Here is a 22,565-nt window from a genome sequence, read left to right on the forward strand (position 1 = left end):
CGGTGCGGCGAGCCGGTGGCCGAGGCCGAGCAGTGGTTGAGCCCGAATCCGGAGTGGAGGGGCGCGCCACGCGGCGCTCACCGACCGGTCACCAGATCCTGACTCGGCGGCCGTCTCGTCGCTCCTCGGGCCGGTGGGACGTCAGTCGTCCGTACCGACCAGCAGGGTGACTTTCCCGGCCACGCGGTCGATGGCGACGAACTCGTGGAACTCGTCGTGCACACCACCTCAGTCGTGGAACGCCCCCCTGCCCAGGTCTTTGAGGCGGTACAGGCTGGTCGCCTTTCCGAAGACCTCGTCGAACAGTACCGCCAGCGCGTCCAAGAGCGGGGGTGGCGCGGGGGCGAAACGGCGTGTCCACGACGCCAACTCCTCGATCACGGCATTTTTGTTCACCGCTTCGTACGCTTCCACGGTGATGCTCTTCAGCAAGTAGGGGCCGTGCCGTTGCCCCTCCGGTTCGACACCGCCACCGGCGTAAGCGTCACGAAAATGCTCGTGATCGATCAGCGCCCGCACCACCTGCCAATCGGTCGCATCTGCGTCGACCAACTCGAAGCGCTTTTCCAGGACCCACCGAAAAGCGTGGCCGTGCGGACGCTCCCAGGCGAAATGTCGAAAGTTCACGAATTTATCGTATTCGTATTCGATCATGTGCCAGAACTTGCTCGTGACATTTTCTGCGCGCTTTCACTTTTTAGGGGTGTGAACTTTTGGGAAATCACCATCCGATGTGGACATTACGCCCCTTTTTGACGCCGGGCTTGTTGATGTCGATCGTGGTACCATCACTGCCCGACTCTGGCCGTCACTGGACCGTTTTCATCGTGATGTCTCAGGTCACGGTACAGGCTGAGCAGCGGAGGCGTGGCGAGCGGCGCCCTCAGCAAAACAGCGAACCTTTTTCGCCTTGACTGGAGGCGGGTCTCGATGTGGCGCAGGACGAGGATGGCCGCGACGACCATGGTGGCCCGACGCGGGCAGCAGCGCAGCTTGGCCAGGACTTTCCAGTCCTTGAGCAGCGAGACGACATGTTCGCCGAATGCGCGGATGCGGACACGTGCCTGGTTGGACATCGAACCTTGGATGAAAATGACTCATTCTGACAGGAGGTCAAGGGAAAGGGCCTTGATGTTGTAATTCCAAATATTGGCAGCACCGGCCTCGATATGCGAAGGGAAGATGGGGAACCAATTTTAATCGGAGGCCCAGTAAAAGTGTCACACCCAAGCCTTTGCTTCGACTCGGTAGCGACCTGGAGGTTCTCAAGCATGCCGCCGGTGAGCATGACGCAAAGGTCATGGCATACTTCGATTAGGACACCCCGCAAGAGGTGCTCAATATTGTGGCGCGCTGGGGCGACGCCAAGAAAGTCCACATCTTCCCAAAGGAGTAAAGTTCGTGTCGGATGGATTTATGGAGGTCTACCAGACAGGCTGGTCTGCGGAGCGGGCGGCGGCGCGGGTCGCAGCCCTCGAGGCGGCAGGCGCGGTCATGGCGAACCCAGTAGGGGTGATCCTCACCGGTGACTACGACGATCAAGGTGAGCCGATTCCCGTGCAACGGGAAGAGGTTGTGCGGCGATTGGCGCTCCAGGACCGGGAGAGCCAGTACGTGGTCTGGTGGCTGGGGCCGTACGACAGTTTCTCGTACACGGTGTACCAGGTGACGCCGGAGGTGGTCTTGGAGCAGTTCTCCCTGCCTGGTTCAGGCTGGGTGGTGCTGACGAACATTCCCGAGGAGCAGCACCCGGTGGTGATGCATACCTTCCAACTGGACAACGGCGAGGTGATCCTCGTGGGCACGTACGACGAGTACCGGCCCGAGGTGAGCGAGGAGGACATGATCAAGTTCGTGTTGAACCAGGTGGACCTGATCGAGCCCTCGGTGGTGGGACTGTCCATCGATCCGCTGGGACGCACGCACGACGAGTTCGACATGGGCGAGGTCGTCCTGGGAGGCGACGAGGCCGTCACCTTCCGGCCGCGAACGCTGCTCCTCCTGCCCGAGGTGGCGGTCAAGCACCCGGAGTTGGACGACTGGGAGCGCCGCCCGTACGGGCGGTTCACCGCCTTCGGTTCAGTCGAGGACCTGCACCAGCGCTAACCCGCTCAATCCGGTCAGGGAAGCGACAGGAACAACTCCTCCCGCGACCAGCGCCGAGCCCGTCGGCGAAGGCCAGCCCTTGGTGCAGGGTGTTCTTCATGAGGTTGGGCCAGGTCTGGCCCCCTCGTTGCGCACCAGGGTCGAGGTGTCCCCGGCGAGCACGAGTAGGTGTGCACGTCGACCATGCCGAGGTTGCGGACGGTGGCGATCACGATGTCCACGAGGTGCTTGCCCTCGTTCCCACGATGGTCGTGGTGCCCCGCCTGCTGCCGGTGACACCGGTCTCGGGGCCCGAGCTGCTCGCGGTCACGCACCGCGTGACCGCGCGGCTGCCACGGCTCGACCGAGACCCGTAGCGGGGCTACCCAGGCGCACGCCGACGACATCGCCTCCTGGATCAGCGAGCGGCTGGGCATGCTGATGCCCAGCGGCAAGCTGGTCGTAAAGTAGCCGTCGACACCTTCAGCCCGTGGGGCCGCACCCGGAACGGGGTGCGGCCCCACGTCGTTTTCTCGGCGGGGAAGGCCGGACTCGGCCGGGGTACGGCAAGCCGGACGCTGCTGGTCTGCTCACCACCTCGATGGGCAACGGTCCGCACCGATCACCTGCTCCACGCCAAGATCATCGACTGTGGCAACTCGCCGTCACGGGACAACCTTCAGCCTCGCAGGATCTCCCTTACCCGCGCAGCGGCCTTCGTGGCCGTCTCGTCCGCAGGTTCACCCGCGATTGCGGCGAACTCGGCTTTTTCCAGAACACGCCAGATCTCGCCCATCCGCGGCAGCGACGGCATCGGGTCGGCGTTCTCACAGATCGGGTGCAAAGCTTCTGGCAGCGGGTCGACGGCAGGTTCCCTGCGCAGCGCGGTCGGCGCACCGGCACTCCTGGACAACGCGTTCATCACGTACTCGTGGGTGAGGTAGTCCGCGAACAGGTCCTGGGCGACGACCTTGTGCTTCGCGCCCTTCCTGATGATGGAACCGTGCACCAGGCTGAACCCGCGTGCGGGGGCACCTCCCAGGAACGGGGGGGGACCGGCCCCACCGCGAGGGTGGGGAACACGCCGTTCACCTTGAGGAACGCGTCCGAGGTGCTGATCAAGTAGGGCGTCCTGCCTGCCAGGAAGAGGTTCGCTGCCTCTTCCGCCCCTATCGAGCGGCGCGGCAGACCGCGACCCTTCTCGCCGAGTTCGCGCAGCTGCGCGAAAGCCCGCACGGACTCGGGGCTGTCCAAGCCGACAACGTCGGTTCGCGACTTCCCATCGGGTGATCGCTTGAAGAGCCACCCGCCCGCGCTGGTGAGCAGCGGTCAGATCTGGAAGGGATCTCCGCTAGCGCCCACACGTTGCTGTTGCTCACGCTGCGCCGCGCTGATCCGGTGGCGGTCCGATTCGATGCGGTGCGTGCGGCGGTTCACCGCGACCGCCGAGGCCGCGAATATAAGGACGAAGATCGTCCCGAACTCGGAGATCCAGTCCGGAAAATCACCTGTCCCCCATGCGGTAACAACTCCGTGGATCGGTGCGCCGTACTCAGGAATCGTGATTAACCGGGTGTCCGTTACGGTGGTTCCACGGAAAAGACGACCTCACTCGGCCACGCATGATCGGCACTCGTACTCGTGGCCGGAGTGCCCACGCCTGACCAGTGCGCCGAGATCAAGGAGTTCCCAAGCTCGCCGCGCCGCGGCATAGAGGCCGAGCGCACCCACCTGTTCTGTCTCGATGACGCTGTTCGCTGGCACCGGGCCTGCTCCTGAACATCTACACCGCGCCCAAGGGCACGCCAGCAGCAGATGGCCTGATCCTGTTGGAGACGTGGGCGGCGGACGGGGCCAGCCAAGCGACCTCGGCGGCCAGTCCGGTGTGGTCAGCCGCAGGTATCGGGTTCGTTCTGCCCCGGCGGCAGGAACGCCCAATAGACGTGCGGTGCGCGGATCTCGGCGTGGTGCTGTCGAGCGGGAGACCCACCGGGGCGCCCTCCGCTGGGTAGGTGCTGCTGGAGCAGGCGGGGCGGGCGAGGACGAGCCGAAACTTGTGCTCGCGGTGAAGGCGGACAGCGACGCGGATCTGCTGATGGCGGTCCTCGACGGGTTCGCGGCGCAGCGGGACGCGGTACCGGTGTCGAGTGGAACGAGCAGGTGGCGGTTGGCGGGGGTAGTGTGCCCCGGTGCCCGACGAGGAACTGCTGCGCCGGTGGCAGGAGCGCTGGCCGGACTGCCCGCCCATCGGCTACGAACTGCGCCATGAGCGGGATCGGTGGGTGCGCTTTCACAGTTTGCCGGAGTCCAAGCGCTACCCGGACACCGAGGGTGAGTGGGTGGTCGTGCTGGACCGCTACAACACGGTCCTCGACGAGCTGTTCGCCGGTCTCGACGTCCACGTCGTCACATCGGACTGGTCCAGTGCCGCGACGCCGCCCGGACGCCCGCACGAACGAACGCGGTGGAACCCAGGGGCGCACCACTGGACCTCGATCCTCACCGATACGGATCCGGACGATCCGGTCTACACGCACTTGTACGTGAGCCGGATCCCCTGGGAACGCGGCTGCGTCGACGCGCTGCTGCGCGCCGTCGCTGACGACGTCACTGCGGGAGTACTGATCACCGACGTCGATCTGCAGCGGGTCTACCACCCGTACGACGGCGGCGCGGACGTCGTCCTCACCACGAGCGCCGAGCGCGACCGACTGCGCGCGCGGCACGCGGATTGGCTCTCCGCGCACCCGGCGGGGCTGTAGAACCGCTCCTGAGCAGAGGGCGTTCGCGCGTTCGACGAGGGTGTCGGGCGTCGTGGAGGGGAAGCGCTTCGCGATCCACGACACCGATCCGACGGGTGAGGAGCCTGCGGGAATGAGCTTCTCCGAGGCGATTACGCAGATGCCCTGCGGCTTCTCACCCGCCCGGATCCGGTGATTGGAATGGCGGGGAACTCCTCGGCGGTTCCGGCGCCGGGGACGATCAGGCGGCTTCGTGCTTGTCGCTGGTCACTTCCGCTGTCCGCGCGCGGTCGAGAGCACTCCGGTTGCCAGGTCGAGCATCTGGTCGACGTCGTCGGCGAGGTACATCAGGTCCACCAGGACGTGGCGGACCTCGGACTCCGCTTCCACGCGTTTGATCAGGTCGGCCAGTTCCGCCACGGCGGTGTCGGAGCGGGTGGTCGGGTAGATGCGCAGGATCACGTCGATCTCGGCCGGGTCGCGGCCTGCTTTCTCCGCCAGGGCGCGGATCATCGCCCAGGGTTTGGTCACGGCCGTCTCGATGTCCGTGGTGCGGGGTGGGACCAGGGCTGGGAGCCAGCCGTCGGCTCGGGTCGCGACGCGGCGCATGGACGCGGGGGCGAAGGCCGCCAGGTAGATCGGCGGGCGGCGGATCGGTTTCAGGGCTGCTCGGGTGGCGGGGAGGGTCCAGTGCTTTCCTTGGTATTCGGCGGGATCCGCCGTCCAGAGCTGCTCCAGCACGTCCAGGGTCTCGTCCAGGCGGGCGCCGCGTTCGGACATCGGGACGTTCACGGCCTCGAACTCGTCCGGGGACCAGCCGACGCCGAAGCCGGGCACCAGGCGGCCTGCGCTGAGGACGTCGAGCGTGGTGAGGGCGCGGGCCAGGAGTGCGGGTGGGTACCAGGGGGCGTTGAGGACGTTGCTGCCGATCTGGACCCGCTCGGTTGCGGTGGCGGCTGCGGCCAGGAGGACGAACGGGTCCAGGACGGCGCGGAACTCGGGTGGGAAGTCCTCGCCGCCGTTGTGGCCTAGGGTGGGGTTGACCGGGGACAGCAGGCGATCGATCACCCAGAGGCTGTCGGCTCCTCGTTGTTCCAACTCGCGCGCGTACCTCGCTGCCTGCGGGGCTTGCCAGGCCACGTTTCCGGCCTGCGGCAGCGTGAATCCGATTTTCACCTCGCCCCCGCCACCGAGTCGCGCGCGTAGTCGCGCAGGGTGCGGGGCGGGCGGCCGAGGAGCTTGGTCATGGTCTCGACCTCGGCGGGGTCGGTCGGGATCGGGGAGGCGCCCAGGAGTTCGAAGCTGCGGATCCAGTCCGCGAGCTTTCGGCCGGACAGCCTGCGCTCGAAGGACTTGCGCCACTGGGGGTCGTCGCCGGTGTAGACGACCTCGCGGCCGAGCGCCTCGGACCAGATCTGGGCGCTCTGCTCGCCGTTGAGCGACTCCGGTCCGAGGAGCTGGTAGGAGCCCGCCGGGAAGTCCGGGGTGGTCAGCGCGGTGGTGATGACCTCGGCGGCGTCGCGCAGGTCGATGCGGTTCACGCCGTCGGGGTGCAGTGGGGTCGGGAAGGCGCCTGCCTCGATGTCGGCGCGGAAGACCTCGTCGTTCTGGTCGAAGTTGGTGAGGCTGAACATCGCGGGGCGGGTGTCGGTGCGCGCCAGGAACGCGGCCAGCTCGAGCTTCGGGACGTAGGCCGGGATCGAGTCGCCCGCCGCTTCGCGGGTGGCGTCGTCCTCGATGTGGAAGCCGCCGAACACCAGGCGGACGCCCGCGCGTTGGGCCTCCTCGCCGAAGAGGGTGGCGATCTCGACCTCGTTGGTCTCGTGCGGTGACACGTAGAACGCCGAGTCGACGCCGCGCAGCGCGGCCCGGACGGCCTCGCGGTCGGCGAGGTCGCCCTGCATGAGCTCGACCTGGGCGGGGAGGTTCGCCCGTGCCTTGTCGCGCACTAACGCCCGCGCGTCCGCGCCCCGGCGCACGGCTTCGCGCAGCACCAGGCCGCCCACGGTGCCGGTTGCTCCGATGATCAGGGTCTTGGTCATGCCGTCCTCCGTTGACTTGGAGTCAATGACTCTCAATCAATGGATACCGCTTCGCTGACTTCGAGTCAATGAACTGTTAGCGTGAGCCCATGACCCGCGCCGCCACCGCCGCCGTCACCAGGGAGAAGGTCCTGGCTGCGGCCCGAGAGCTGTTCATCACGTCGACGTACGACGAGGTCAAGGCGGCCGACATCGCCCGAGCGGCGGGCGTCGCGCACGGGTTGGTGTTCCACCACTTCGGCAGCAAGCAGGGGCTCTACGGCGAGGTGCTGTGCGCGATCGGGCGCGAGGTGCTGGCGCTGCACGTCAACGACCCGGCGGTGCCGGTGGGCAGGCGGATCCGGCGGTCGCACGCGGCGCACCTGGCCTACCTCGTGGCGCACCGGGAGCTGGCGTTGAACCTGGTGCTCCAGTCGTGGGGCGTGGAGGAGGGGTTCGACCGGGTGCGGGACGAGGGCAACCGGAGCCTCGCGGAGAACCTGGGGCTGGACTTCGAGCGGCCCGCGGTGCGGGCAGTGCTGCGGATGTACACGACGGCGGCCGACCAGTTGGCGCGCGACCACCTGCTGAGCGAGCACCCGTTCGACCAGGGCGCGGTGGTGGAGATGCTGATGACGGTGCTGGCGGGGGTGTTGCGGGCGGCGCGGATCGCCGATCCGGAGGTGGAGGTGGACCGGGTGATCGAGGAACTGGCGCGACCGTAGTCGTCGGGGCTGGTCCAGCACCCGGACCAGCCCCCCGAGGCGACGGCGCGCCGCCTTCCGGCGGTCACGAAGCGCGGCACGTCCTGAGGTAGCTGAGGAACGAGGGCTGGAGGCCCGTCACGTGGGTTTCGCGCAGGACCTCGCTGGTGACCGACGCGCCGTGCGCGGTGAGGCGGTGCAGGACGGTGGCCGCGTTCTTCGCGAGGTTCTGGTAGACGGGGATGGTTCCGAGGAGCTCGCGGTCGTTGAAGGTCAGGTGGAGCTTGGCGGTGCGGTCGGTCAGGGTGTCGAGCTGCTTGAAGATCTGGCTGTCCTCGCCGGCGACGCCTGGGCTTCCGGCTCCTACGGTGTCGAACAGCGTGGCGCCGGTGAGCCAGGCGTAGAGGGCGAACAGGCCGCCGTAGGAGTAGCCGAACAGGCCGTGGCCGCTCTTGGCGGTGCGGTAGTCGCGTTCGATCCGGGGGTGCAGCTCCTCGGTCAGGAAGGTCAGGAACTCGTCGGCCCTGGTGTCGCGCAGTTCGTCCAGGTAGGCGTCGGCCTGTTCGCGGGTCATCGCCCCGGTGCTCACCCCCAGTTCCACCGCGTCCAGGAGCTCCGGGGCGACGGGTTCGCCGGGTGGCACCAGGTCCCGGTTGCGCACCCTGGCCCAGTGCTCGGCCTCCTCGCCCGCGTAGCCGACGCTGACCTGGATGTACGGCTGGACCCGCTGCATGGGGTCCCGCTGGGTGACGATGAGCGGGGCGGTCTGGCCGACGGACCAGTTGCCGTCGAGGACGTAGACGACGGGGGGACTCGCGGTGGTGGGGTCGTGGCCGGGCGGGGTGGTGACCCAGATGCCGTAGTCGTGCCCGCCGGCGGAGCGCAGCTCGAAGTAGTCGGTGTCGGGCAGGCAGCCTTGCCACAGGGCGCTCATCGGGGGTCCTCCACGGCGCTTCGGGTTTTCCATTGGATAAATTCCTTGCCCAATGGATAAACTACGGGTGTGGCCCTGTCAAGCACTGCGCGCAACGGCGGCGGTGACGCGCGTGAGCGCCTCCTGGCGCGGCTCCTGGAGGTCTTCGACGACGGGCTGCCGCCGCCGGAGACCTCGCTGCGCGAGATCGCCGCCCGGATCGGGAGCAGTCACGCGCTGCTGCGGTACCACTTCGGCTCGCTCACGGGGGTGCTGGCGGCGGTGCTGGCGGTGCAGCGGGCCCGTGACAACGCGGAGTTGTTCCGGGACGCGGGGAAGGGCGGCTTCGACGACCTCGTCCTGGCGGTGTGGCGGGCTTACACGAGTCCGGAGCAGCTGTCGCGGATCCGGGGGTTCTTCCACGTGGTGGGGTTGGCGGCCTACCGGCCGGACGAGTACCGGGAGTTCGTGTCGTCGTTGGACGACCTGACCGGGGTGCTGGCGTCGTTGGCCGAGCGCGACGGGGACGACCCTGGGGAGGCGATGGTCAGGGCCACGGTGGTCACCGCCGCGATGCGGGGGTTGCTGCTGCAGGAGGTGCTGACGCCGGGGGTGTGCTCGGGGGACGCGATCGCGCTGGTCCTGCGGATGGGCGGGGAGCGGGGCGGGCGCCCGTGACGGGGTCGGCTCAGGGGTTGCTCCCGGCCGGGGTCACGGCATGGGCCACGGTCACCTGGGACGGCGCCAGGGAGGTCCTGCCGTCTTCGACGTCCCACAGGGAGTTCTGGAGCAGGCGGCCCAGGGTCCAGGCCGCAGCGCGTTCGCGGTCCAGGCCCAGTGCTTCGGTGAGCAGGTCGAAGCGCCTGCGGACGGCTCGGGTCGGGGTTCCGGTCGCCAGCACCGCGTTCCAGTTGCTGTCCAGGGCGGGCCACAGGTCGAAGCCGGGGTCGCCCGCGAGGGGTTCCGGGTCGATCGCCAGCCAGGGGGCGCGGTCTCCCGCCAGGACGTTGCCGTAGTGCAGGTCCCAGTGCAGCAGGCGGTCGCCGGGGTCGGTCAGCAGTTCGGCGACCGTTGCGGACCAGGACAGCAGCAGGGCGCGGTCGGTCGGGGAGCGCAGGGACCGCGCGGCGTCCGGGGCCCGGTCGACCATCGCGCCCGCGACGTCGCGCAGCCTGGGGACGTCGGGTGGGGCCTGCACCTGGGTCAGGGTGGTGAGGAGGTCGGCGATCACGCGCGTGGCCTCGTCGTCGTCCTCGACGGTCTCCAGGGTCCGGGTGGCGTCCAGGCGTTCCAGCAGCGTGGTGGTGGTCGTCGGGTCGTGCTCCAGCAGGCGCACGGCGCCTCTGCCCGCCCACCGGCGCAGGCCGGTCACGGCCGCCCTGGTTCCCGGTGTCGGCGGTTGCAGGCGCAGCACGGCCGGGGTGTCGTCCGCTCGGCGGACCGGGAGCGCGAGCGCGGCTTGGCCTGAGCGGGGTGGGCCGTCCGGGGTCAGGGTCCAGCGGGTCAGGAGGTCGTCCACCAGGGTTGGCAGGGTGGACAGCCAGGAGCGGGCGGTGTCATCGGCTTGGAGGTGGGTGGTGATCAGGTGGTCTGGGACGTGCAGGTCCACTGGGGCTCCTGAGCGAGGGGTTCGGCGGGTGCCGGTGCTGCCTTTGGTCGTGGGGCTTGCCGGGGTGTTGGTGGTCAGCGTGGTCGTTTCCCTCGCCCTGGGGGCGGAACCGCTGCGGGTGGGCGGGGTGTGGGCGAGCGTGGTCGGGGCCGGTGGTGACCCGGTGTACGACGTGATCGTGCGGGATCTGCGGGCGCCGCGCGTGGTGACCGGGGCCGCCGTGGGGGCGGGGTTGGCGTTGGCGGGGGCGGTGCTCCAGACGTTGGTGCGCAATCCGCTGGCCGATCCGCACCTGCTGGGGGTGTCGTCGGGCGCGTCGGTCGGGGCGACGTTGGTGATCGTCACGGGTGCGCTCGGCGGGCTCGGGGTGTGGGCGTTGTCGGCGGGGGCGCTGGTCGGGGCCGGGGTGGCGGTGTTGCTGGTGCTCGGGGTTTCCGCGGCGCAGGGTGGGCTCGCGCCGTTGCGGTTGGTGCTGACCGGGGTGGTGCTGTCGGCGGCGTTGTCGGCGGTGTCGAGCTTCCTGGTGTTCGCCAGCGGTGAGCCCGCCGCCGCCCAGGCGGTGCTGCACTGGTTGTTGGGCAGCTTGTCGGGGGCCACCTGGGCCGGGGCCTGGCCGGTGGTGGGTGTGGTGGTGGCGTCGGCGGTGGCGCTGCTGGTGGTGCACGGGTGGTTGGACGCGCTGGCCGGTGGCGAGGAGCTCGCGGTCACGTTGGGGGTTCCGGTTCGCGGGCTGCGGATCGGGTTGTTCGTGCTGACCTCGGTGCTGGTCGGGGTGCTGGTCGCGGTGTCGGGTGGGATCGGGTTCGTGGGGCTGGTCGTCCCGCACCTGGCGCGGCTCGCGGTGGGGGCGCGGCACCTGGCGGTGCTGCCGGTCGCGGCGCTGGGCGGGGCGGTGCTGCTGGTGTGGGTGGACGTGGCGGCCCGCGTGCTGGTGCGGCCTCAGGAGATGCCGTTGAGCGTGGTGACCGGGTTGGTGGGCGCGCCGGTTTTCCTGGTTCTGCTGGGGCGCAAGCGCTACGGGTTCGCCGGGTGATTTCCGTTGACGAGAAGGGGTCGTGCGTGAGGACTTCGTGGCGTGGCGCCGGGTTTTCCGGGTTGGTTCTCTGCTTAGCGCTCTCCGGGTGCGGTGGGGCGGTCGGCACCGGTGCGGGGCGGGTGGGTGTGGTCAACTGCGGCGTTGAGGTGTCCTACCCGAGTCCGGCTCAGCGGTTGTTCGTCAACCAGGGCAACCGGATCGCCACCGTGCTGGCCATCGGCGCGGCGGACAGGGTGGCCGCCGTGAGCGCCCTCGGTGACGACCGGGACGTGCTCGCTGCGGCTTACGGGAGCGAGGTCGTGGACGGGCTCGTGATCGCGACCGAGGGGCAGCCGTCGTTGGAGAACGTGGTGGCGCGGCGGGCCGACGTGGTGGTGTCGTGGTTCAGCGACGGGGACGCCGTGTCGCCGGAGCGGTTGGCGGAGCGGTCGATCGCGGCCTACCAGTCCACCGAGGGGTGTCGGCGCGGTGGTGGGGCCGAGCGCGGGACGGTGGAGCCGTGGGAGGCGCTGCGGACCGACCTGCGCGGGTTGGGGCGGATCACCGGGCGGGAGGCGGAGGCCGAGGAGGTGGTCGGCGGGATCGACGCGCGGTTGGGGGCGTTGGGCTCCGCGCCCGCGCCTCGGGAGAGGCCCTCGGTGTTCCTGTTCGACCGGGGGACCTCGGACGTCTACTCCAGCGGGGCCTACGGCGCGCCCCAGGCGATCATCGAGGCCGCCGGGGCGCGGAACGCGCTGGGGGACCTGGAGGAGTCCTGGACCTCGGTGTCCTGGGAGCGGGTCGTCGCGGCCCGGCCGGACTTCATCGCGTTCGTGGACTACGGCGCCCAGAGCTTCGAGGACAAGGTGGAGGTGCTGCGCACCAACCCCGCCACCAGGGACCTGCCCGCCGTCGTGGCGGGGCGGTTCCTGAACCTGCCGTTCGCGATGTGGACGAGCAGCCCGCTGAACGTGGACGCCGCCGAGCACCTGCGGGTCGCGCTGGAGGCGGGGGACCTGGCGCCGCGCAGCGGGATCGAGGCGCGGTTGGACGTGCCGGGCTGACGGCGAGCCGGGCCGGGGACGTGCCCCGGCCCGGCGACGACCGTCAGCGCAGTCCGACGACGATCCGCTCCTGCAGGTCCTGCCACACCACGCCCGCCTCCGCGAACCCGGCGTCGAGCAGGGCGGCCTCGTGGAAGCGGTGCGAGGCGCCGGTCCAGTCGCGGGCGCCCTCCGGCCACAGGGCCGCCCGCTCGGCCAGGGCGTCCGCCAGCGCGGGTTCGGCCCGCACCGCCTCCCACCAGCTCTCCCAGGACTCCGCTCCCCCGGCCAGCGCGCGTTCGCGCCGGGTCAGGGCGATCGCGTCGCTCACCGCGCGCAGCCTGCTGCCCTGCGGGTGCGGCAGGTAGTCGGCGTTGAGCAGCACGCCGTCCGGGCGCAGCAGGCGCAGGGCGTGGCGGTAGGTGGCGGTCAGCACGGCCGGGTCGAGCCAGTGCAGGGCGGTACTGGACAGGACCGCGTCGAAGGCGCCCGCGTCCTCGCCGAGGGCTTCGGGCCAGTCCGGGTCGCGCAGGTCGGCGCGCACCCAGCGCAGGCGGCCGTCCACCTCGCCGAGGGAGCCCTCGCCGATGGCCAGGAGCACCGGGTCCACGTCCACCGCCACGGCGCGCGCCTTGGGCAGCAGCTCCAGCAGCCTGCCGCTGATCGCGCCGGGGCCGCAGGCCAGGTCGAGCACCACGAGGTCCTCGGCGGGCTTGAGGTGGGTGAGGACCTCGAACATGACCTCGTACACGCGGTCGCGGTCGGCGATGTAGGCGGTCTGCTGGACGTCCCACCTGGTCAGGAGGTCGGGCAGCGGGGTGGGCTGGGCGGTCACGCGGGGTTCCTCTCTGCGGTTCGGTCCGGGCCGGGGAGGCGGGAGAAGCCGAGGTGCGCCTGGCCGGTGTCGGGGTCGACCCAGCGGCAGGCGCGGACGCCGAAGACCTCGGCGACCAGCTCGGGGGTGAGGACGTGGGACGGTGGGCCGTCCGCGACGACCCGGCCCCGGTGCAGCACGTGCACGCGGTCGCAGTAGGCCACGGCCAGGGTCAGGTCGTGCATGACGGTGAGGGTGGTCGTGCCCAGGGCGCGCACCAGGTCGAGCAGCTCCAGCTGGTAGCGGATGTCCAGGTGGTTGGTGGGCTCGTCGAGCACGAGCAGCCTGGGCTGCTGGGCCAGCGCCCGCGCCAGCAGCACCCGCTGCTTCTCGCCGCCGGAGAGGGTGTCGAAGTCGCGCCCGGCCAGGTGCGCGACGCCGGTCCTGGCGACCGCCTCGGCGCAGATCCGGTGGTCGTCGGCGGTGTCGCGGTCCAGCGGGCCCTTGTGCGGGTTGCGGCCCATCGCGACCACGTCGGCGACCTTGAGCGCGAAGTCGCTGCCGCTCTCCTGCACCACCACGGCGGTGCGGCGGGCCGAGTCGCGGGCACTGAGGCCCCACACGTCGGCGCCGTCGACCCGCACCGCACCGGCCGAGGGGCGCAGGGCCCGGTAGACGGCGCGCAGCAGCGTGGACTTGCCGCTGCCGTTGGGGCCGACGACGCCGACCACCTCGCCCGCGCCCACGGTCAGGCTCGCCCCGGTCACCACCTCGGTCCCGCCCAGCGCCACCGAGACGCCGTCGACGACGAGCCGGGGGCCTGGGTTCCCGTTGAGCGCGCTCACCCGAACCTCGCCTCCCGCCCCGCTTCGCGCTGCCGCAGCAGCCAGATGAAGAACGGCACCCCGAACACCGAGGTCACGATGGACAGCGGCAGCTCGGTCGGCGCGAGCACCGTGCGGGCGGCCAGGTCCATCAGCACCAGGAACACCGCCCCGGTCAGCGCGGCGACCGGCAGCAGCACGCGGTGGTCCGAGCCGACCACCAGCCTGCACAGGTGCGGCACGATCAGCCCGACGAACGCCACCGCGCCGCTGACCGCGACCACCACGCCGACCACCAGCGAGGTCACCACCAGCATCCGCACCCGGAACCGGGCGACGTCCAGGCCGAGGGAGACCGCCGTCTCCTCCCCCGCCAGCAGCGAGTTCAGCGGCCTGGCCTGGGTGCGCAGGTAGAGCACGCCCGCGACCACGCAGGCAGTGGGCACGGCCACGTCGCCCCACTCGGTGGAGCCCAGGCTGCCGAACAGCCACACCAGCACGCCCTGCACGTCGTAGGGGCTGGCGTGCAGCAGCAGGAGCCCGTAGAGGGCCTGGAACAGGTAGGCCAGCGACACGCCGGCCAGGATCAGCCGGAACGGGGTGACCCGGCCCGCGCGCTGGGCCAGCAGGTAGACCAGCAGGGTGGCCACGAGCGCGCCCGCGAACGCGGCCGAGGACAGGCCGAGCCCGGCCGCGGCGGAGGAGCCGACCACCAGCACCAGGACGGCGCCGAAGGACGCGCCGGAGGAGACGCCGAGCAGGTACGGGTCGGCCAGCGGGTTGCGCACCACGGCCTGGAGCACGACGCCGACCGAGGCCAGGCCCGCGCCGACCACGGCGCCCAGCAGGGCCCTGGGCAGCCGGAACTGCCACACGATCTGGTCGTTCACCGGGTCGGCGGGGCGGAACAGGTCGGCGGAGAGGTGGTGCAGGACGACCTGCGCGGTCTCCCGCAGCGGGACCCGGACCGGGCCGAGCGAGGTGGCCAGCAGGACGCCGAGCACCACCGCGCCGGACAGGGCCAGCATGACCGCCGCGCGGGTGGCCGTGCGGGCGGTCGGGGGCGGGGGGTCGGTCGGGGGCGCGGAGGCGGTCATCGCTCCCCCGAGGTGGTGGTCGGCGGCGCGCCGGGCTCGGGGTCGAACGCGTCCGGGTGCAGGGTGCGCGCCAGGTCCTCGACCACGTCCACGAACCGCAGGCCGGGGGTGTTCGCGGTGTCGTAGGTCAGGGCGGTGCGGCGGTCCCGGCTGGCCCGCATCCTCGGGAAGGTCCGGTAGAGGTAGTCGGTCTTGGCCTGGACGTCCCGGTCGTCGTTCGGGCTGGCGCCGACGAGGAAGACGGCCGGGTCGGTGGCGGCCACCCGCTCCTGGGAGACGTCCAGGAAGCCCCGCCGTCCGCCGCCGACGTCGCCGAAGACGTTGACCCCGCCCGCCAGGCCGATGACCTCGTCGACGAACGCGTCGCGGGTGCCGGTCATGATCGGGCCCTCGCCGCCGTAGTAGTAGAACACCGGCACGGGGGTGCGCCCGGCGACGCGGCGCCGCACCTCGGCGACGCGGGCCTTCATCGACTCGACCACACGCGCGGCCTCGTCCTCGACGTCGAAGATGACGCCGAGGTCGGTGAGGGCGCGGTAGGTGAACCCGGTGCGGACCGGGGTGTCCTCGGGGCAGACCAGGGCGTAGACGCGCGCGCCGATGGCCTGGAGGTCGTCGACGGTGGCCAGTCCGGGGGCGAGCTGGTCGGGGCCGCCGTACTCGGAGTTGACGTAGGCGAGGAGCAGGTCGGGGCGCAGGCCGAACATCTGCTCCTTGCCGACCGGGACGTAGCTGTCCGGGGACTCGTCCGGGACCCGCTCGAAGTCGGCGGCCTGCTCGGGCAGCGGCGGGTCCACCGGCTTGATCTGGGCGATGGCCCGCTCCCCCAGGCCGAGGCCGAAGAACAGCTCCGCCGCGGACTGGAAGCCGAGGTAGACGCGGCCGGGCGCGCGGTCGAAGGTGACCTCGCGGCCGCAGTTCCGCACGGTGACCGGGTAGTGGCCGGACGGGTCGGGCGGGGTCGTGGCGCCGGTCCGGCCGTCGGTCGCGCACCCGGCGAGCAGGGCGGACAGCGAGAGCAGGGCGACCGCGAGCGGTCTGCCCCTGGAGTGCCTGGGGAGAGCCACCGCGCTGTGGCCTGTCGTGGACAAGCTCCACCACCTCATCTCGGACTCGGGCTCATCTCGGACTCGGGTCCCGACCGGCGGCCGGGGTCAGGGGGGCGGCGCGGACGGTCGCGGCGGCGGCGACGCAGAGCGCGGTGAACAGGCCGAACACCACGGCGGCTCCGGGGTACCCGCCCGCCGCCAGGCCCGCGCCACCGGCGCCCGCGCCCAGGAACAGGCCCAGGCTCATGCCGGAGGCGTTGACGCTCAGCGCGGCGCCGCGCAGCGCCCCGCCCCGGCGCACCAGCAGGGTCACCACCGAGGCCACGCCCACCGCGTGGCTGGCGGAGAGCACCGCCGTGCACAGCAGGGCCAGCGGCAGCGCGGGCGCCAGGTAGACGCCGAACAGGGAGAGCAGCGCGAGCGGCAGGAACAGGTGCAGCGCGCGGCGGGCCCGCAGGTCGGAGCCGGTGGTGTTGACCAGGCGGCCGGTGATCAGGTTGCCGAGGAAGAACGAGGTGCCGCTGAGCGTCCACACCAGCGCGAACAGGCCGGGTGCGAGGCCGAACCGGTCGGCGTAGAACGGGGCCAGGTAGGCGAGGTAGCCCTGGAACGCGGCGGCTTGGCCGAACGAGACCAGCAGCAGCGCGCGGGCCCCCGGCACGGCGGCCAGGCCCCGGAACGCCGCGAGGTAGCCGTGCTGCGGGGCGGGGACGTGCTGCTCGCGGCCGTGGCGGAGCAGCACGGGGGTGAGCGCGAGCGCGAGCACCGCGATGGCGACCAGGTCGCCGCGCCAGCCCCACCACAGCGCGGGCAGCGCGACCAGCGGCGCGACGAGCGTGGCGGCGAGGGTCTTGGTCGCGGTCACCAGCGTGGCGGCGCGGGCGGCGGACGGGCCATCGCCGAACCGGTCGGCCGCCGCCGTGGTCAGCGCCGGGTAGAGCACCGCGTTCGACACGCCCACCAGCAGGCAGAACGCGGCCAGCGCGGGCAGTTCGGCGACCGTGCCGACCAGGGAGGCGGCGGCGAGCAGCAGCAGGCCCCAGGCGGCGACCCGGCCGGGCGGCGCCCGGCCGATCAGCGGGGCGATCGCCACGCCCACTAGCACCGCGCCGACCCCGCCCAGGCCGCGCAGCGCGCCGACGGTGGCGTCGGCGTCACCGGCGGCGTCGGCGATGGGGACCAGGAACGTGCTGTAGACGGTGAAGGGCAGCAGCCCGAGCACCGAGGCGACCAGGGCGGGCAGCACGGCGGCGGCGATGCGCCGGTCGCTCTCGGGGCGCTCGTCGGCCGTCCGCTCGTCGGGGGCCGCGCTGTCGGGGGCCGCGCTCACCGGGCGCGCCCCAGCTCGGCGCGGATGACGTCGAGGTCCTCGTGGAAGTCGCGCACGGTGAAGGCGTCCGTGAGCGGCTCGCCCGCGCGGAGCGCGGCGGCGCGGGTGAGGGCGTCCTCGTAGCGGGCGAGGAGCTTGTCGATGGTGGGGCAGGGCACGCCGAGGTGCCGGGCGACGCCCTGGACGACCTTGGTGCGGTAGTAGTCCTCCTTCGGCATCCTGGGCACCTCCCAGCGGCCATCGGCGTCGCGGAAGAGGCGGCGGATCGGGATGGCGGAGAAGTCGAAGTAGCGGCCGTCCGCGTCGGGCTCGGAGAACGGGTCGACCAGCAGCGAGGCGTAGCGGACGTACACGAGGTAGTCCTGGTGCACCGGCGGCAGCTCCTCGAACCGCTCGACGTCCCGGCGGGAGATGCTCTCCGGCCGCACCGGGTAGCTGTCGTCCACCATGAACCGCAGCAGGTTCACGCCGTCGACGCCCATCCGCGCGACGACGGCGGTGATCTCCCTCCACTGGTTGACGACGTCGTTGACGAGCGCGGGTGAGACCGGGCCCTCGGGGATCAGCTTGTAGACGTACTTGACCGGTGTGGTCTCGAAGAACACCGCGTTCAGGGTGATCTCGTTCATGAACAGCGCCGGGTGCACGTAGAGGGAGATGTTCCTGGTCTCGGCCTCCAGCGGGCCGGAGACGGCCACCGGGTCGACGCCGAGGCCGCGGTGCAGCTCGCGCAGCAGCTCCAGGTTGGGCGTGCTCCCCCGGTCGGAGCCGAGGTAGAGGCGCTTCTTGATCCCGGCGGTCAGGACGTGGGGTGACGGGGTCCCGTCGGACCAGCGGGTGTCACCGAGGTAGCTGGAGAGGCTGATCACCTCGGCGTCCGCGCCCAGGTCGCGCAGGCGCCCGCGCACCAGGGCGTGCGAGCCGAACGTCGGCGAGACGAGGACGACGCAGCCGAGGCCGCGCAGCACCTCGGGGTCGAGGTGGTCGAGCACCGGGGTGTAGGCGTCGGCGGTCACGGCGAGCACGAGCGCGCCCCACCGGCCGGTGACCGCCCCGTAGCCCTGGAACACCTCGGCCACCGGGTGCTCGCCCGCCGCCGCGCGGTGCTGCTCGTTCTGCACGTCGACGCGGACGGTGCGGCCCGCGCGCTCCAACTCGGCGAAGAAGGCGGCCGAGCGGGCGGAGCGCCTGCCCGCGACGCCGATCCCGCTCCCCCGCCCCGCGCCGAGCAGGACGGCGAGCTGCGCGGTGGTCGGTCCGGTCCCGGCGATCAGGACCCGGTGGAAGTCGTCCATCCCTGTTCCGTTCTGCGCACTGGGCGCGGTCACGCCTTGGTGTAGAGGGCGACGTCGAAGATGTGCTCGGGTCGCAGGACCGAACCGGCGCGCACCCACCTGCGGGGGTCGACGGGTCTGGTCGGGTAGTTGAACAGGGACTTCAGGTGGTCCCCGTAGCGCATGGCCACGACCACGTCGGGGCGCGTGGTGGCGTGGAGCGCGTCGAGCAGGTCGTACTTCACCGACACGGTGGAGCTGAAGATGACGTGCGTGGCCTCGGCGGTGAAGGGCAGTTCCGGGAGCGGGGTGGGCTCCAGGGTGATGTCCAGGCCGTCGCCGAGGGTGCGGACGACGCGGCGGCCGAGTTCGACGGCCTCGGGGTCGATGTCGACGCCGACGACGCGGGCGCCGGTGAGGCGGGCGACGCGCAGCGGGGTCATCGGGAACGAGCCGGAGCCGACGAGCAGGACGCGGGAGTCTGTGGTGAGGTGGAACGCGCCGAACTCGTCCTCGATGCAGGACTCGACGTTGTCGAAGTAGCCCGCCTTGGCGGTGCGGCCGTCCAGCAGGTCGAGGGCGCGGTGCTTCTCCATGATCGCGGCGCAGCGGGCGGACGCGGAGCGCAGCTCGTCCACCAGGGGCGCGAACCAGGGCGGGTCGGTGCGCGCGAGCGCGTCCCAGGCGGCGTGGTGGCGCGGGTCGGTGACGAACGCGGAGTAGTCGCCGACGACGCGATCGACGTCGGGGGCGTGGCGGGTGGTGCCGTCGTAGCTCGCGGCGGCCCGCCGCAGGGCGGTCAGGTGCCGGTCGAGCAGCGGTCGGAGTTCTGCGGTGCCCATGCTCCTCCTGTCCCGGTGGTGCGCTGTCCCGGTGGTGCGCGGTTCGGCGGCGGATCGGCGGCGGCGGTTCGGCAGCGGATCGGCGGCGGCGGTCGGCTAGAGGTAGGCCCTCCCCTCGGCCACGACCCGGACGGTGCCCTGGACGCGGACGCCGGTGAGCACGCCCCGCGCGTGGTCGGCGGCCACGGTCATCACGCCGCCGGGTTGGCGCACGCGCGTGGTGACGGAGGTCCGGCCCTTCCAGGCCAGGTAGGCGGCCAGCGCCGCCGCGCCCGACCCGCAGCCGCGCTCCCAGACGGCGCTGCCCAGCAGGGGGACGTGGACGAGCGGGGTGAGGTGGCCGGAACGCGGTTCGTAGAGCATGACGCCGACCAGCGAGGCGCCCTCGCGCTCACCGAGCCGGGCCGCGAGGCGCTGGGCCCACGCCCTGAGCGCCCGGCCGGGGCGGCCGGTCTCCACGACCACGTGCAGCGAGTCGTCGTAGCGCACGAGCGCCACCCCGTCCGCGCCGCGCTCCACCGACTCGGGGAGCGGCATGGCCAGCTCGCAGGTGTACTCGCGCGCGTGCCGCAGGACGCGGCAGCGGACCAGCTCCCGCGCGCCGGAGGCTTCGAGGACGACGTCGACCGGGTGACCGGCGGCCAGCTCGTCGGGGGGCGCGGCCAGCGCGGCGAGCGCCATGCAGGCGTTGCCGCAGAACTCGCCGCCCGCCATGCGCAGGCTGATGTCGGCGTCGGGTGATCCGGGCTTGCGCACGAACCCGACCTGCTCGGCGTGCAGGTGCTCGTACGCCATGAGCCGCAGGGCGATGTCCCGGTGCTCCTCCTCGGGGTGCTCGGTGCGCACCAGGAGGGTCATGTTCTGGGTCGGGTCGAGCTTGACGAAGTCGATCTCACGGCTGATCAAGGCGGGCCCCCGGTAACCGGGTGATGTCGTGTCCCACCGACCCCTCCTCCAGTCCCGCCGTCCGACCCGGCCGCCAGCTGGGCAGACAGCGCATCGTGAGCAACTCGTTACGGTAAGGGGTCGCTCTCGGAAACGATGAAGTTCCACGGCGGCAGTAAGTGTGACGCGCGCCACATTCAGCCGGTCGGACGGAGGAGCGGGACGCGGCGTCGCCGACACCCGCTCCTCGGCGGTGGCCTCCGGGTGCGCGATCCGCAGGTTCTCCTCGACGGCGGCGTCGAGCAGGCACACGTCCTGGAACACGATCGCCAGGTCCCCGAGCAACTCGGAGCGCTCCCGGTCGCGCACGTCGACACGGCGACGTGATGTCACCCGATTCGAGCGCGAGGGGGGGTGACATCGGGCGGGCGCGAGGAATCGTGACGAAAAGGCGCGGGCCGGGTTCGGCGGCGGAGCGGAAGGCGTAGAACCGGGCGGGAATTCCGTCACGCCGGTTCGTCCACAGCGGACTTCCCGGACGGCCGCCGCCCCGTGCGCCGGGGTGGCGGCCGTCGCGCGTCAGCAGTACTGCTGGGTCGGCCGGTCGTGGAAGGTCACGCCGGTGACGGTGAACGGCCGGGTGAAGTAGTTCCAGACCGGGCCGAAGCAGCTCTCGTACCGGCGGTACGTGCCGTCGTCGAGCTTCTCCTCGTACGACACGTGCGCGTAGCGGCCGGTGTTGTTGTAGAGCCGGAACGCCACCGCCTCACCGCTCCAGTCCTCGGTGGTCCGGATGGTCGGGACGGCGTCGGAGGGCTCGCCGGGGATGACGAAGACGGACCAGGTGCAGAAGTCGGCGACGTCGCAGTTCGGCGGCAGCGGCGCCGGGATCGGGTCGGCGGACGCGGCGGGGGAGAGAACGGCGAGACTGGCGGAAACGGCGAGCAGGGCGCTGAGCGCGCGGGACCTCGACCGCATTCAATTCCTCCTCAACAGGGAATGAACACCTTCGTGGACGCTAGCAGCGCGCTGTGGGCCCGACAACGCTCGACCACCTGTCGCTTTCCCTCGACGCCCCCTGACTTTTCCGGGAATGCGGCGGTTCGCCATTTCCTCCCCGGCCGTCGCGCGGGTTCGGGGGATCAGGAGTCGCCGGACGGGCCGGTGATCGTGGTCCCCGTCGCCACCGGGGCGCCGAGGTTGGGCGAGCCGTCCGAGTTCCAGGCGATCTTCTGGGCGCGCGTGGTGCGGGTGGTGCCGCAGCCCTGGCTCGCGGAGGAGTTCGCGTGGTAGACGACCCAGGTCTCGGTCTCGTCGGGCGACCTGGCGAACGAGGCGTGGCCGGGGCCGTAGACGCCCGCCGCGTCGTTGCGCTGGAAGATCGGCGAGGACTTCTTCACCCAGGAGCTCGGCGACATCGGGTCCCCGCCGGTCCAGGTCAGCATCCCGAGCTTGTAGTCGGGCGTCTGGCAGGAGCTCGCCGAGTAGGTCAGGAACGTCTTCCCCGCGTTGTACACCGCGTACGGGCCCTCGTTGACCGCGCCGCCCTGCCGCTCCCAGGACAGCGTCGGCGACGAGATCCGGACGCCGTTGCGCGAGACCTGGACCGGTGACGACATGGGCGCGATGAACAGGCTCTGCTCGCCGCCCCGGAACGCGGAGTAGACGAAGTGGTTGGCGTAGCCGTTGAACCGGACCACGCTGCCGTCGATCGCCCACCCGGCGTCGGGCTCCAGGTTGAGGATGCCCCGGTAGGTGTAGGGCCCCAGCGGGTCGGTTCCGCTGCTCTCCAGCACCCCGGTGCGGCGCTGGCCCTGGCCGGGGGTCGCGTCGGCGGAGAAGTACAGGTACCAGCGGTTGTTGATCCACTGGATGTCCGGGGCCCACATGGTGCAGCAGCCGGGACCGGGGGCGAGGGTGAACACGGTCTGCTCCGCCGCGGTCTTCAGGCCCGCCATGGTGGAGGACTTGCGCATGACGATCTTCGAGGACCAGGTGGTGGCCACGTAGTACCAGTTGCCGCCGCTGTGGACGATCGACGGGTCCGCGCTGTTGGGCGCGCCGACCAGGGGGTTGGTGAAGGACGGGCCGGGGGCCGCGACCGCCTGCGGGGCGGTCGCGGCGACGGCGAGGGAGGACGCGAGGAGGGTCGCCGCCGCGAGGGCGAGCGACCGCCGCGCCGCTCCCAGCGCGCTTCGCACTGACATCGGGGTTCCTTTCCGGGAACGCGTGCCGGTTGGGGTGGCGGCGGCGCCTTGGGGGCATGGCGGCGGTGGCGGCGGTGTCCTGGGGGGGGTGTGGCGGCGGTGTCTCGGGAGC

The 22,565-nt window shown here is 71.4% G+C and carries 24 protein-coding genes and 1 pseudogene; 8 read left to right on the forward strand and 17 right to left on the reverse strand.

Annotated elements, in window-relative coordinates; all coding sequences use genetic code 11:
* Positions 1 to 228 precede the first annotated feature (228 nt).
* Together LV78_RS13660 and LV78_RS13665 are read right to left on the reverse strand one after the other, a co-directional pair.
* Positions 229 to 654, reverse strand: a complete 426-nt coding sequence (locus LV78_RS13660; RefSeq protein WP_253845634.1) for a hypothetical protein — start codon at positions 652 to 654, stop codon at positions 229 to 231.
* 272 nt (positions 655 to 926) lie between these two features.
* Positions 927 to 1,070: pseudogene (locus tag LV78_RS13665) on the reverse strand (IS5/IS1182 family transposase); the annotation flags it as partial.
* Positions 1,071 to 1,416: 346 nt separating this feature from the next.
* Here LV78_RS13665 and LV78_RS13670 point away from each other — a divergent pair.
* Both LV78_RS13670 and LV78_RS13675 read left to right on the forward strand, forming a co-directional pair.
* Positions 1,417 to 2,106 (forward strand): hypothetical protein, encoded by a 690-nt coding sequence (locus tag LV78_RS13670; protein WP_253845635.1) that lies wholly within the window; start codon positions 1,417 to 1,419, stop codon positions 2,104 to 2,106.
* 170 nt (positions 2,107 to 2,276) lie between these two features.
* Positions 2,277 to 2,462: a hypothetical protein gene (locus LV78_RS13675; RefSeq protein WP_253845636.1), complete on the forward strand. Its 186-nt coding sequence runs from the start codon at positions 2,277 to 2,279 to the stop codon at positions 2,460 to 2,462.
* A gap of 302 nt (positions 2,463 to 2,764) precedes the next feature.
* Here LV78_RS13675 and LV78_RS13680 read toward each other — a convergent pair whose 3' ends face one another.
* The gene (locus tag LV78_RS13680) at positions 2,765 to 3,094 is read right to left on the reverse strand and encodes a type 2 periplasmic-binding domain-containing protein (protein ID WP_253845637.1); all 330 of its coding nucleotides are present in this window, start codon (positions 3,092 to 3,094) and stop codon (positions 2,765 to 2,767) included.
* Between the two features lie 1,180 nt (positions 3,095 to 4,274).
* On the opposite strand from LV78_RS13680, the gene LV78_RS13685 reads away from it, so the two are divergent.
* A complete protein-coding gene (locus LV78_RS13685) occupies positions 4,275 to 4,847 on the forward strand; it encodes a DUF3885 domain-containing protein (RefSeq protein WP_253845638.1) in 573 nt (190 codons plus the stop codon).
* Between the two features lie 246 nt (positions 4,848 to 5,093).
* Here LV78_RS13685 and LV78_RS13690 read toward each other — a convergent pair whose 3' ends face one another.
* Complete coding sequence (locus LV78_RS13690) at positions 5,094 to 6,002, reverse strand: TIGR03619 family F420-dependent LLM class oxidoreductase (protein ID WP_253845639.1); 909 nt, start codon at positions 6,000 to 6,002, stop codon at positions 5,094 to 5,096.
* Positions 5,999 to 6,868: an NmrA family NAD(P)-binding protein gene (locus tag LV78_RS13695; RefSeq protein WP_253845640.1), complete on the reverse strand. Its 870-nt coding sequence runs from the start codon at positions 6,866 to 6,868 to the stop codon at positions 5,999 to 6,001. Before LV78_RS13695 ends, LV78_RS13690 begins: the two co-directional genes overlap by 4 nt.
* An 89-nt stretch (positions 6,869 to 6,957) precedes the next feature.
* On the opposite strand from LV78_RS13695, the gene LV78_RS40720 reads away from it, so the two are divergent.
* The gene (locus LV78_RS40720; RefSeq protein WP_301306516.1) at positions 6,958 to 7,572 is read left to right on the forward strand and encodes a TetR/AcrR family transcriptional regulator; all 615 of its coding nucleotides are present in this window, start codon (positions 6,958 to 6,960) and stop codon (positions 7,570 to 7,572) included.
* Between the two features lie 64 nt (positions 7,573 to 7,636).
* Here the strand turns inward: LV78_RS40720 and LV78_RS13705 are convergent, their stop codons facing one another.
* Positions 7,637 to 8,485 carry an alpha/beta hydrolase gene (locus tag LV78_RS13705; RefSeq protein WP_253845641.1) on the reverse strand — a complete coding sequence of 283 codons (849 nt, stop codon included), beginning with the start codon at positions 8,483 to 8,485 and terminating at the stop codon, positions 7,637 to 7,639.
* Positions 8,486 to 8,554: 69 nt separating this feature from the next.
* On the opposite strand from LV78_RS13705, the gene LV78_RS13710 reads away from it, so the two are divergent.
* The gene (locus tag LV78_RS13710; RefSeq protein WP_253845642.1) at positions 8,555 to 9,142 is read left to right on the forward strand and encodes a TetR/AcrR family transcriptional regulator; all 588 of its coding nucleotides are present in this window, start codon (positions 8,555 to 8,557) and stop codon (positions 9,140 to 9,142) included.
* Between the two features lie 10 nt (positions 9,143 to 9,152).
* Here LV78_RS13710 and LV78_RS13715 read toward each other — a convergent pair whose 3' ends face one another.
* Positions 9,153 to 10,073: an aminoglycoside phosphotransferase family protein gene (locus LV78_RS13715; RefSeq protein ID WP_253845643.1), complete on the reverse strand. Its 921-nt coding sequence runs from the start codon at positions 10,071 to 10,073 to the stop codon at positions 9,153 to 9,155.
* A 79-nt stretch (positions 10,074 to 10,152) separates the two neighbouring features.
* Here LV78_RS13715 and LV78_RS13720 point away from each other — a divergent pair, with 79 nt between their 5' ends.
* Both LV78_RS13720 and LV78_RS13725 read left to right on the forward strand, forming a co-directional pair.
* Positions 10,153 to 11,106 carry a FecCD family ABC transporter permease gene (locus tag LV78_RS13720; protein WP_253845644.1) on the forward strand — a complete coding sequence of 318 codons (954 nt, stop codon included), beginning with the start codon at positions 10,153 to 10,155 and terminating at the stop codon, positions 11,104 to 11,106.
* A 122-nt stretch (positions 11,107 to 11,228) separates the two neighbouring features.
* Positions 11,229 to 12,152 (forward strand): ABC transporter substrate-binding protein, encoded by a 924-nt coding sequence (locus tag LV78_RS13725; RefSeq protein WP_253845645.1) that lies wholly within the window; start codon positions 11,229 to 11,231, stop codon positions 12,150 to 12,152.
* Positions 12,153 to 12,195: 43 nt separating this feature from the next.
* On the opposite strand, the gene LV78_RS13730 is transcribed toward LV78_RS13725, so the two are convergent.
* The 8 genes from LV78_RS13730 to LV78_RS13765 form a co-directional block, all read right to left on the reverse strand.
* Positions 12,196 to 12,966, reverse strand: coding sequence for a class I SAM-dependent methyltransferase (locus LV78_RS13730; RefSeq protein WP_253845646.1), 771 nt, complete (start codon positions 12,964 to 12,966; stop codon positions 12,196 to 12,198).
* Positions 12,963 to 13,790, reverse strand: a complete 828-nt coding sequence (locus LV78_RS13735; protein ID WP_253845647.1) for an ABC transporter ATP-binding protein — start codon at positions 13,788 to 13,790, stop codon at positions 12,963 to 12,965. The genes LV78_RS13730 and LV78_RS13735 overlap by 4 nt, the downstream gene beginning before the upstream one ends.
* Positions 13,787 to 14,866 (reverse strand): FecCD family ABC transporter permease, encoded by a 1,080-nt coding sequence (locus LV78_RS13740; protein WP_253845648.1) that lies wholly within the window; start codon positions 14,864 to 14,866, stop codon positions 13,787 to 13,789. Before LV78_RS13740 ends, LV78_RS13735 begins: the two co-directional genes overlap by 4 nt.
* Complete coding sequence (locus LV78_RS13745) at positions 14,863 to 15,957, reverse strand: ABC transporter substrate-binding protein (protein ID WP_253845649.1); 1,095 nt, start codon at positions 15,955 to 15,957, stop codon at positions 14,863 to 14,865. Before LV78_RS13745 ends, LV78_RS13740 begins: the two co-directional genes overlap by 4 nt.
* A gap of 28 nt (positions 15,958 to 15,985) precedes the next feature.
* Complete coding sequence (locus tag LV78_RS13750; protein ID WP_253845650.1) at positions 15,986 to 17,245, reverse strand: MFS transporter; 1,260 nt, start codon at positions 17,243 to 17,245, stop codon at positions 15,986 to 15,988.
* Positions 17,242 to 18,540: an opine metallophore biosynthesis dehydrogenase gene (locus LV78_RS13755; RefSeq protein WP_253845651.1), complete on the reverse strand. Its 1,299-nt coding sequence runs from the start codon at positions 18,538 to 18,540 to the stop codon at positions 17,242 to 17,244. The genes LV78_RS13750 and LV78_RS13755 overlap by 4 nt, the downstream gene beginning before the upstream one ends.
* A gap of 29 nt (positions 18,541 to 18,569) precedes the next feature.
* Positions 18,570 to 19,361, reverse strand: coding sequence for a class I SAM-dependent methyltransferase (locus tag LV78_RS13760; protein WP_253845652.1), 792 nt, complete (start codon positions 19,359 to 19,361; stop codon positions 18,570 to 18,572).
* A gap of 96 nt (positions 19,362 to 19,457) precedes the next feature.
* Positions 19,458 to 20,267, reverse strand: a complete 810-nt coding sequence (locus LV78_RS13765) for a histidine racemase CntK family protein (protein WP_253845653.1) — start codon at positions 20,265 to 20,267, stop codon at positions 19,458 to 19,460.
* A 243-nt stretch (positions 20,268 to 20,510) separates the two neighbouring features.
* Here LV78_RS13765 and LV78_RS40725 point away from each other — a divergent pair, with 243 nt between their 5' ends.
* Positions 20,511 to 20,633 carry a hypothetical protein gene (locus LV78_RS40725; RefSeq protein WP_301306517.1) on the forward strand — a complete coding sequence of 41 codons (123 nt, stop codon included), beginning with the start codon at positions 20,511 to 20,513 and terminating at the stop codon, positions 20,631 to 20,633.
* Positions 20,634 to 20,825: 192 nt separating this feature from the next.
* Here LV78_RS40725 and LV78_RS13770 read toward each other — a convergent pair whose 3' ends face one another.
* Together LV78_RS13770 and LV78_RS13775 are read right to left on the reverse strand one after the other, a co-directional pair.
* Complete coding sequence (locus LV78_RS13770; RefSeq protein WP_253845654.1) at positions 20,826 to 21,224, reverse strand: alanine and proline-rich secreted protein Apa; 399 nt, start codon at positions 21,222 to 21,224, stop codon at positions 20,826 to 20,828.
* A gap of 164 nt (positions 21,225 to 21,388) precedes the next feature.
* Positions 21,389 to 22,453, reverse strand: a complete 1,065-nt coding sequence (locus LV78_RS13775) for a glycoside hydrolase family 43 protein (RefSeq protein WP_253845655.1) — start codon at positions 22,451 to 22,453, stop codon at positions 21,389 to 21,391.
* Between the last annotated feature and the right edge of the window lie 112 nt (positions 22,454 to 22,565).

Source organism: Actinosynnema pretiosum (genome assembly GCF_024171695.1).
GTDB classification, from domain to species: domain Bacteria; phylum Actinomycetota; class Actinomycetes; order Mycobacteriales; family Pseudonocardiaceae; genus Actinosynnema; species Actinosynnema pretiosum.

What these genes read in the sequence shown, in the direction of transcription:
- LV78_RS13660 (WP_253845634.1), bottom strand. Translation starts at nt 654, where the DNA reads ATGATCGAATACGAATACGATAAATTCGTGAACTTTCGACATTTCGCC.
- LV78_RS13670 (WP_253845635.1), top strand. Translation starts at nt 1,417, where the DNA reads ATGGAGGTCTACCAGACAGGCTGGTCTGCGGAGCGGGCGGCGGCGCGG.
- LV78_RS13695 (WP_253845640.1), bottom strand. Translation starts at nt 6,868, where the DNA reads ATGACCAAGACCCTGATCATCGGAGCAACCGGCACCGTGGGCGGCCTG.
- LV78_RS40720 (WP_301306516.1), top strand. Translation starts at nt 6,958, where the DNA reads ATGACCCGCGCCGCCACCGCCGCCGTCACCAGGGAGAAGGTCCTGGCT.
- LV78_RS13705 (WP_253845641.1), bottom strand. Translation starts at nt 8,485, where the DNA reads ATGAGCGCCCTGTGGCAAGGCTGCCTGCCCGACACCGACTACTTCGAG.
- LV78_RS13740 (WP_253845648.1), bottom strand. Translation starts at nt 14,866, where the DNA reads ATGACCGCCTCCGCGCCCCCGACCGACCCCCCGCCCCCGACCGCCCGC.
- LV78_RS13755 (WP_253845651.1), bottom strand. Translation starts at nt 18,540, where the DNA reads ATGGACGACTTCCACCGGGTCCTGATCGCCGGGACCGGACCGACCACC.
- LV78_RS13760 (WP_253845652.1), bottom strand. Translation starts at nt 19,361, where the DNA reads ATGGGCACCGCAGAACTCCGACCGCTGCTCGACCGGCACCTGACCGCC.
- LV78_RS13770 (WP_253845654.1), bottom strand. Translation starts at nt 21,224, where the DNA reads ATGCGGTCGAGGTCCCGCGCGCTCAGCGCCCTGCTCGCCGTTTCCGCC.
- LV78_RS13775 (WP_253845655.1), bottom strand. Translation starts at nt 22,453, where the DNA reads ATGTCAGTGCGAAGCGCGCTGGGAGCGGCGCGGCGGTCGCTCGCCCTC.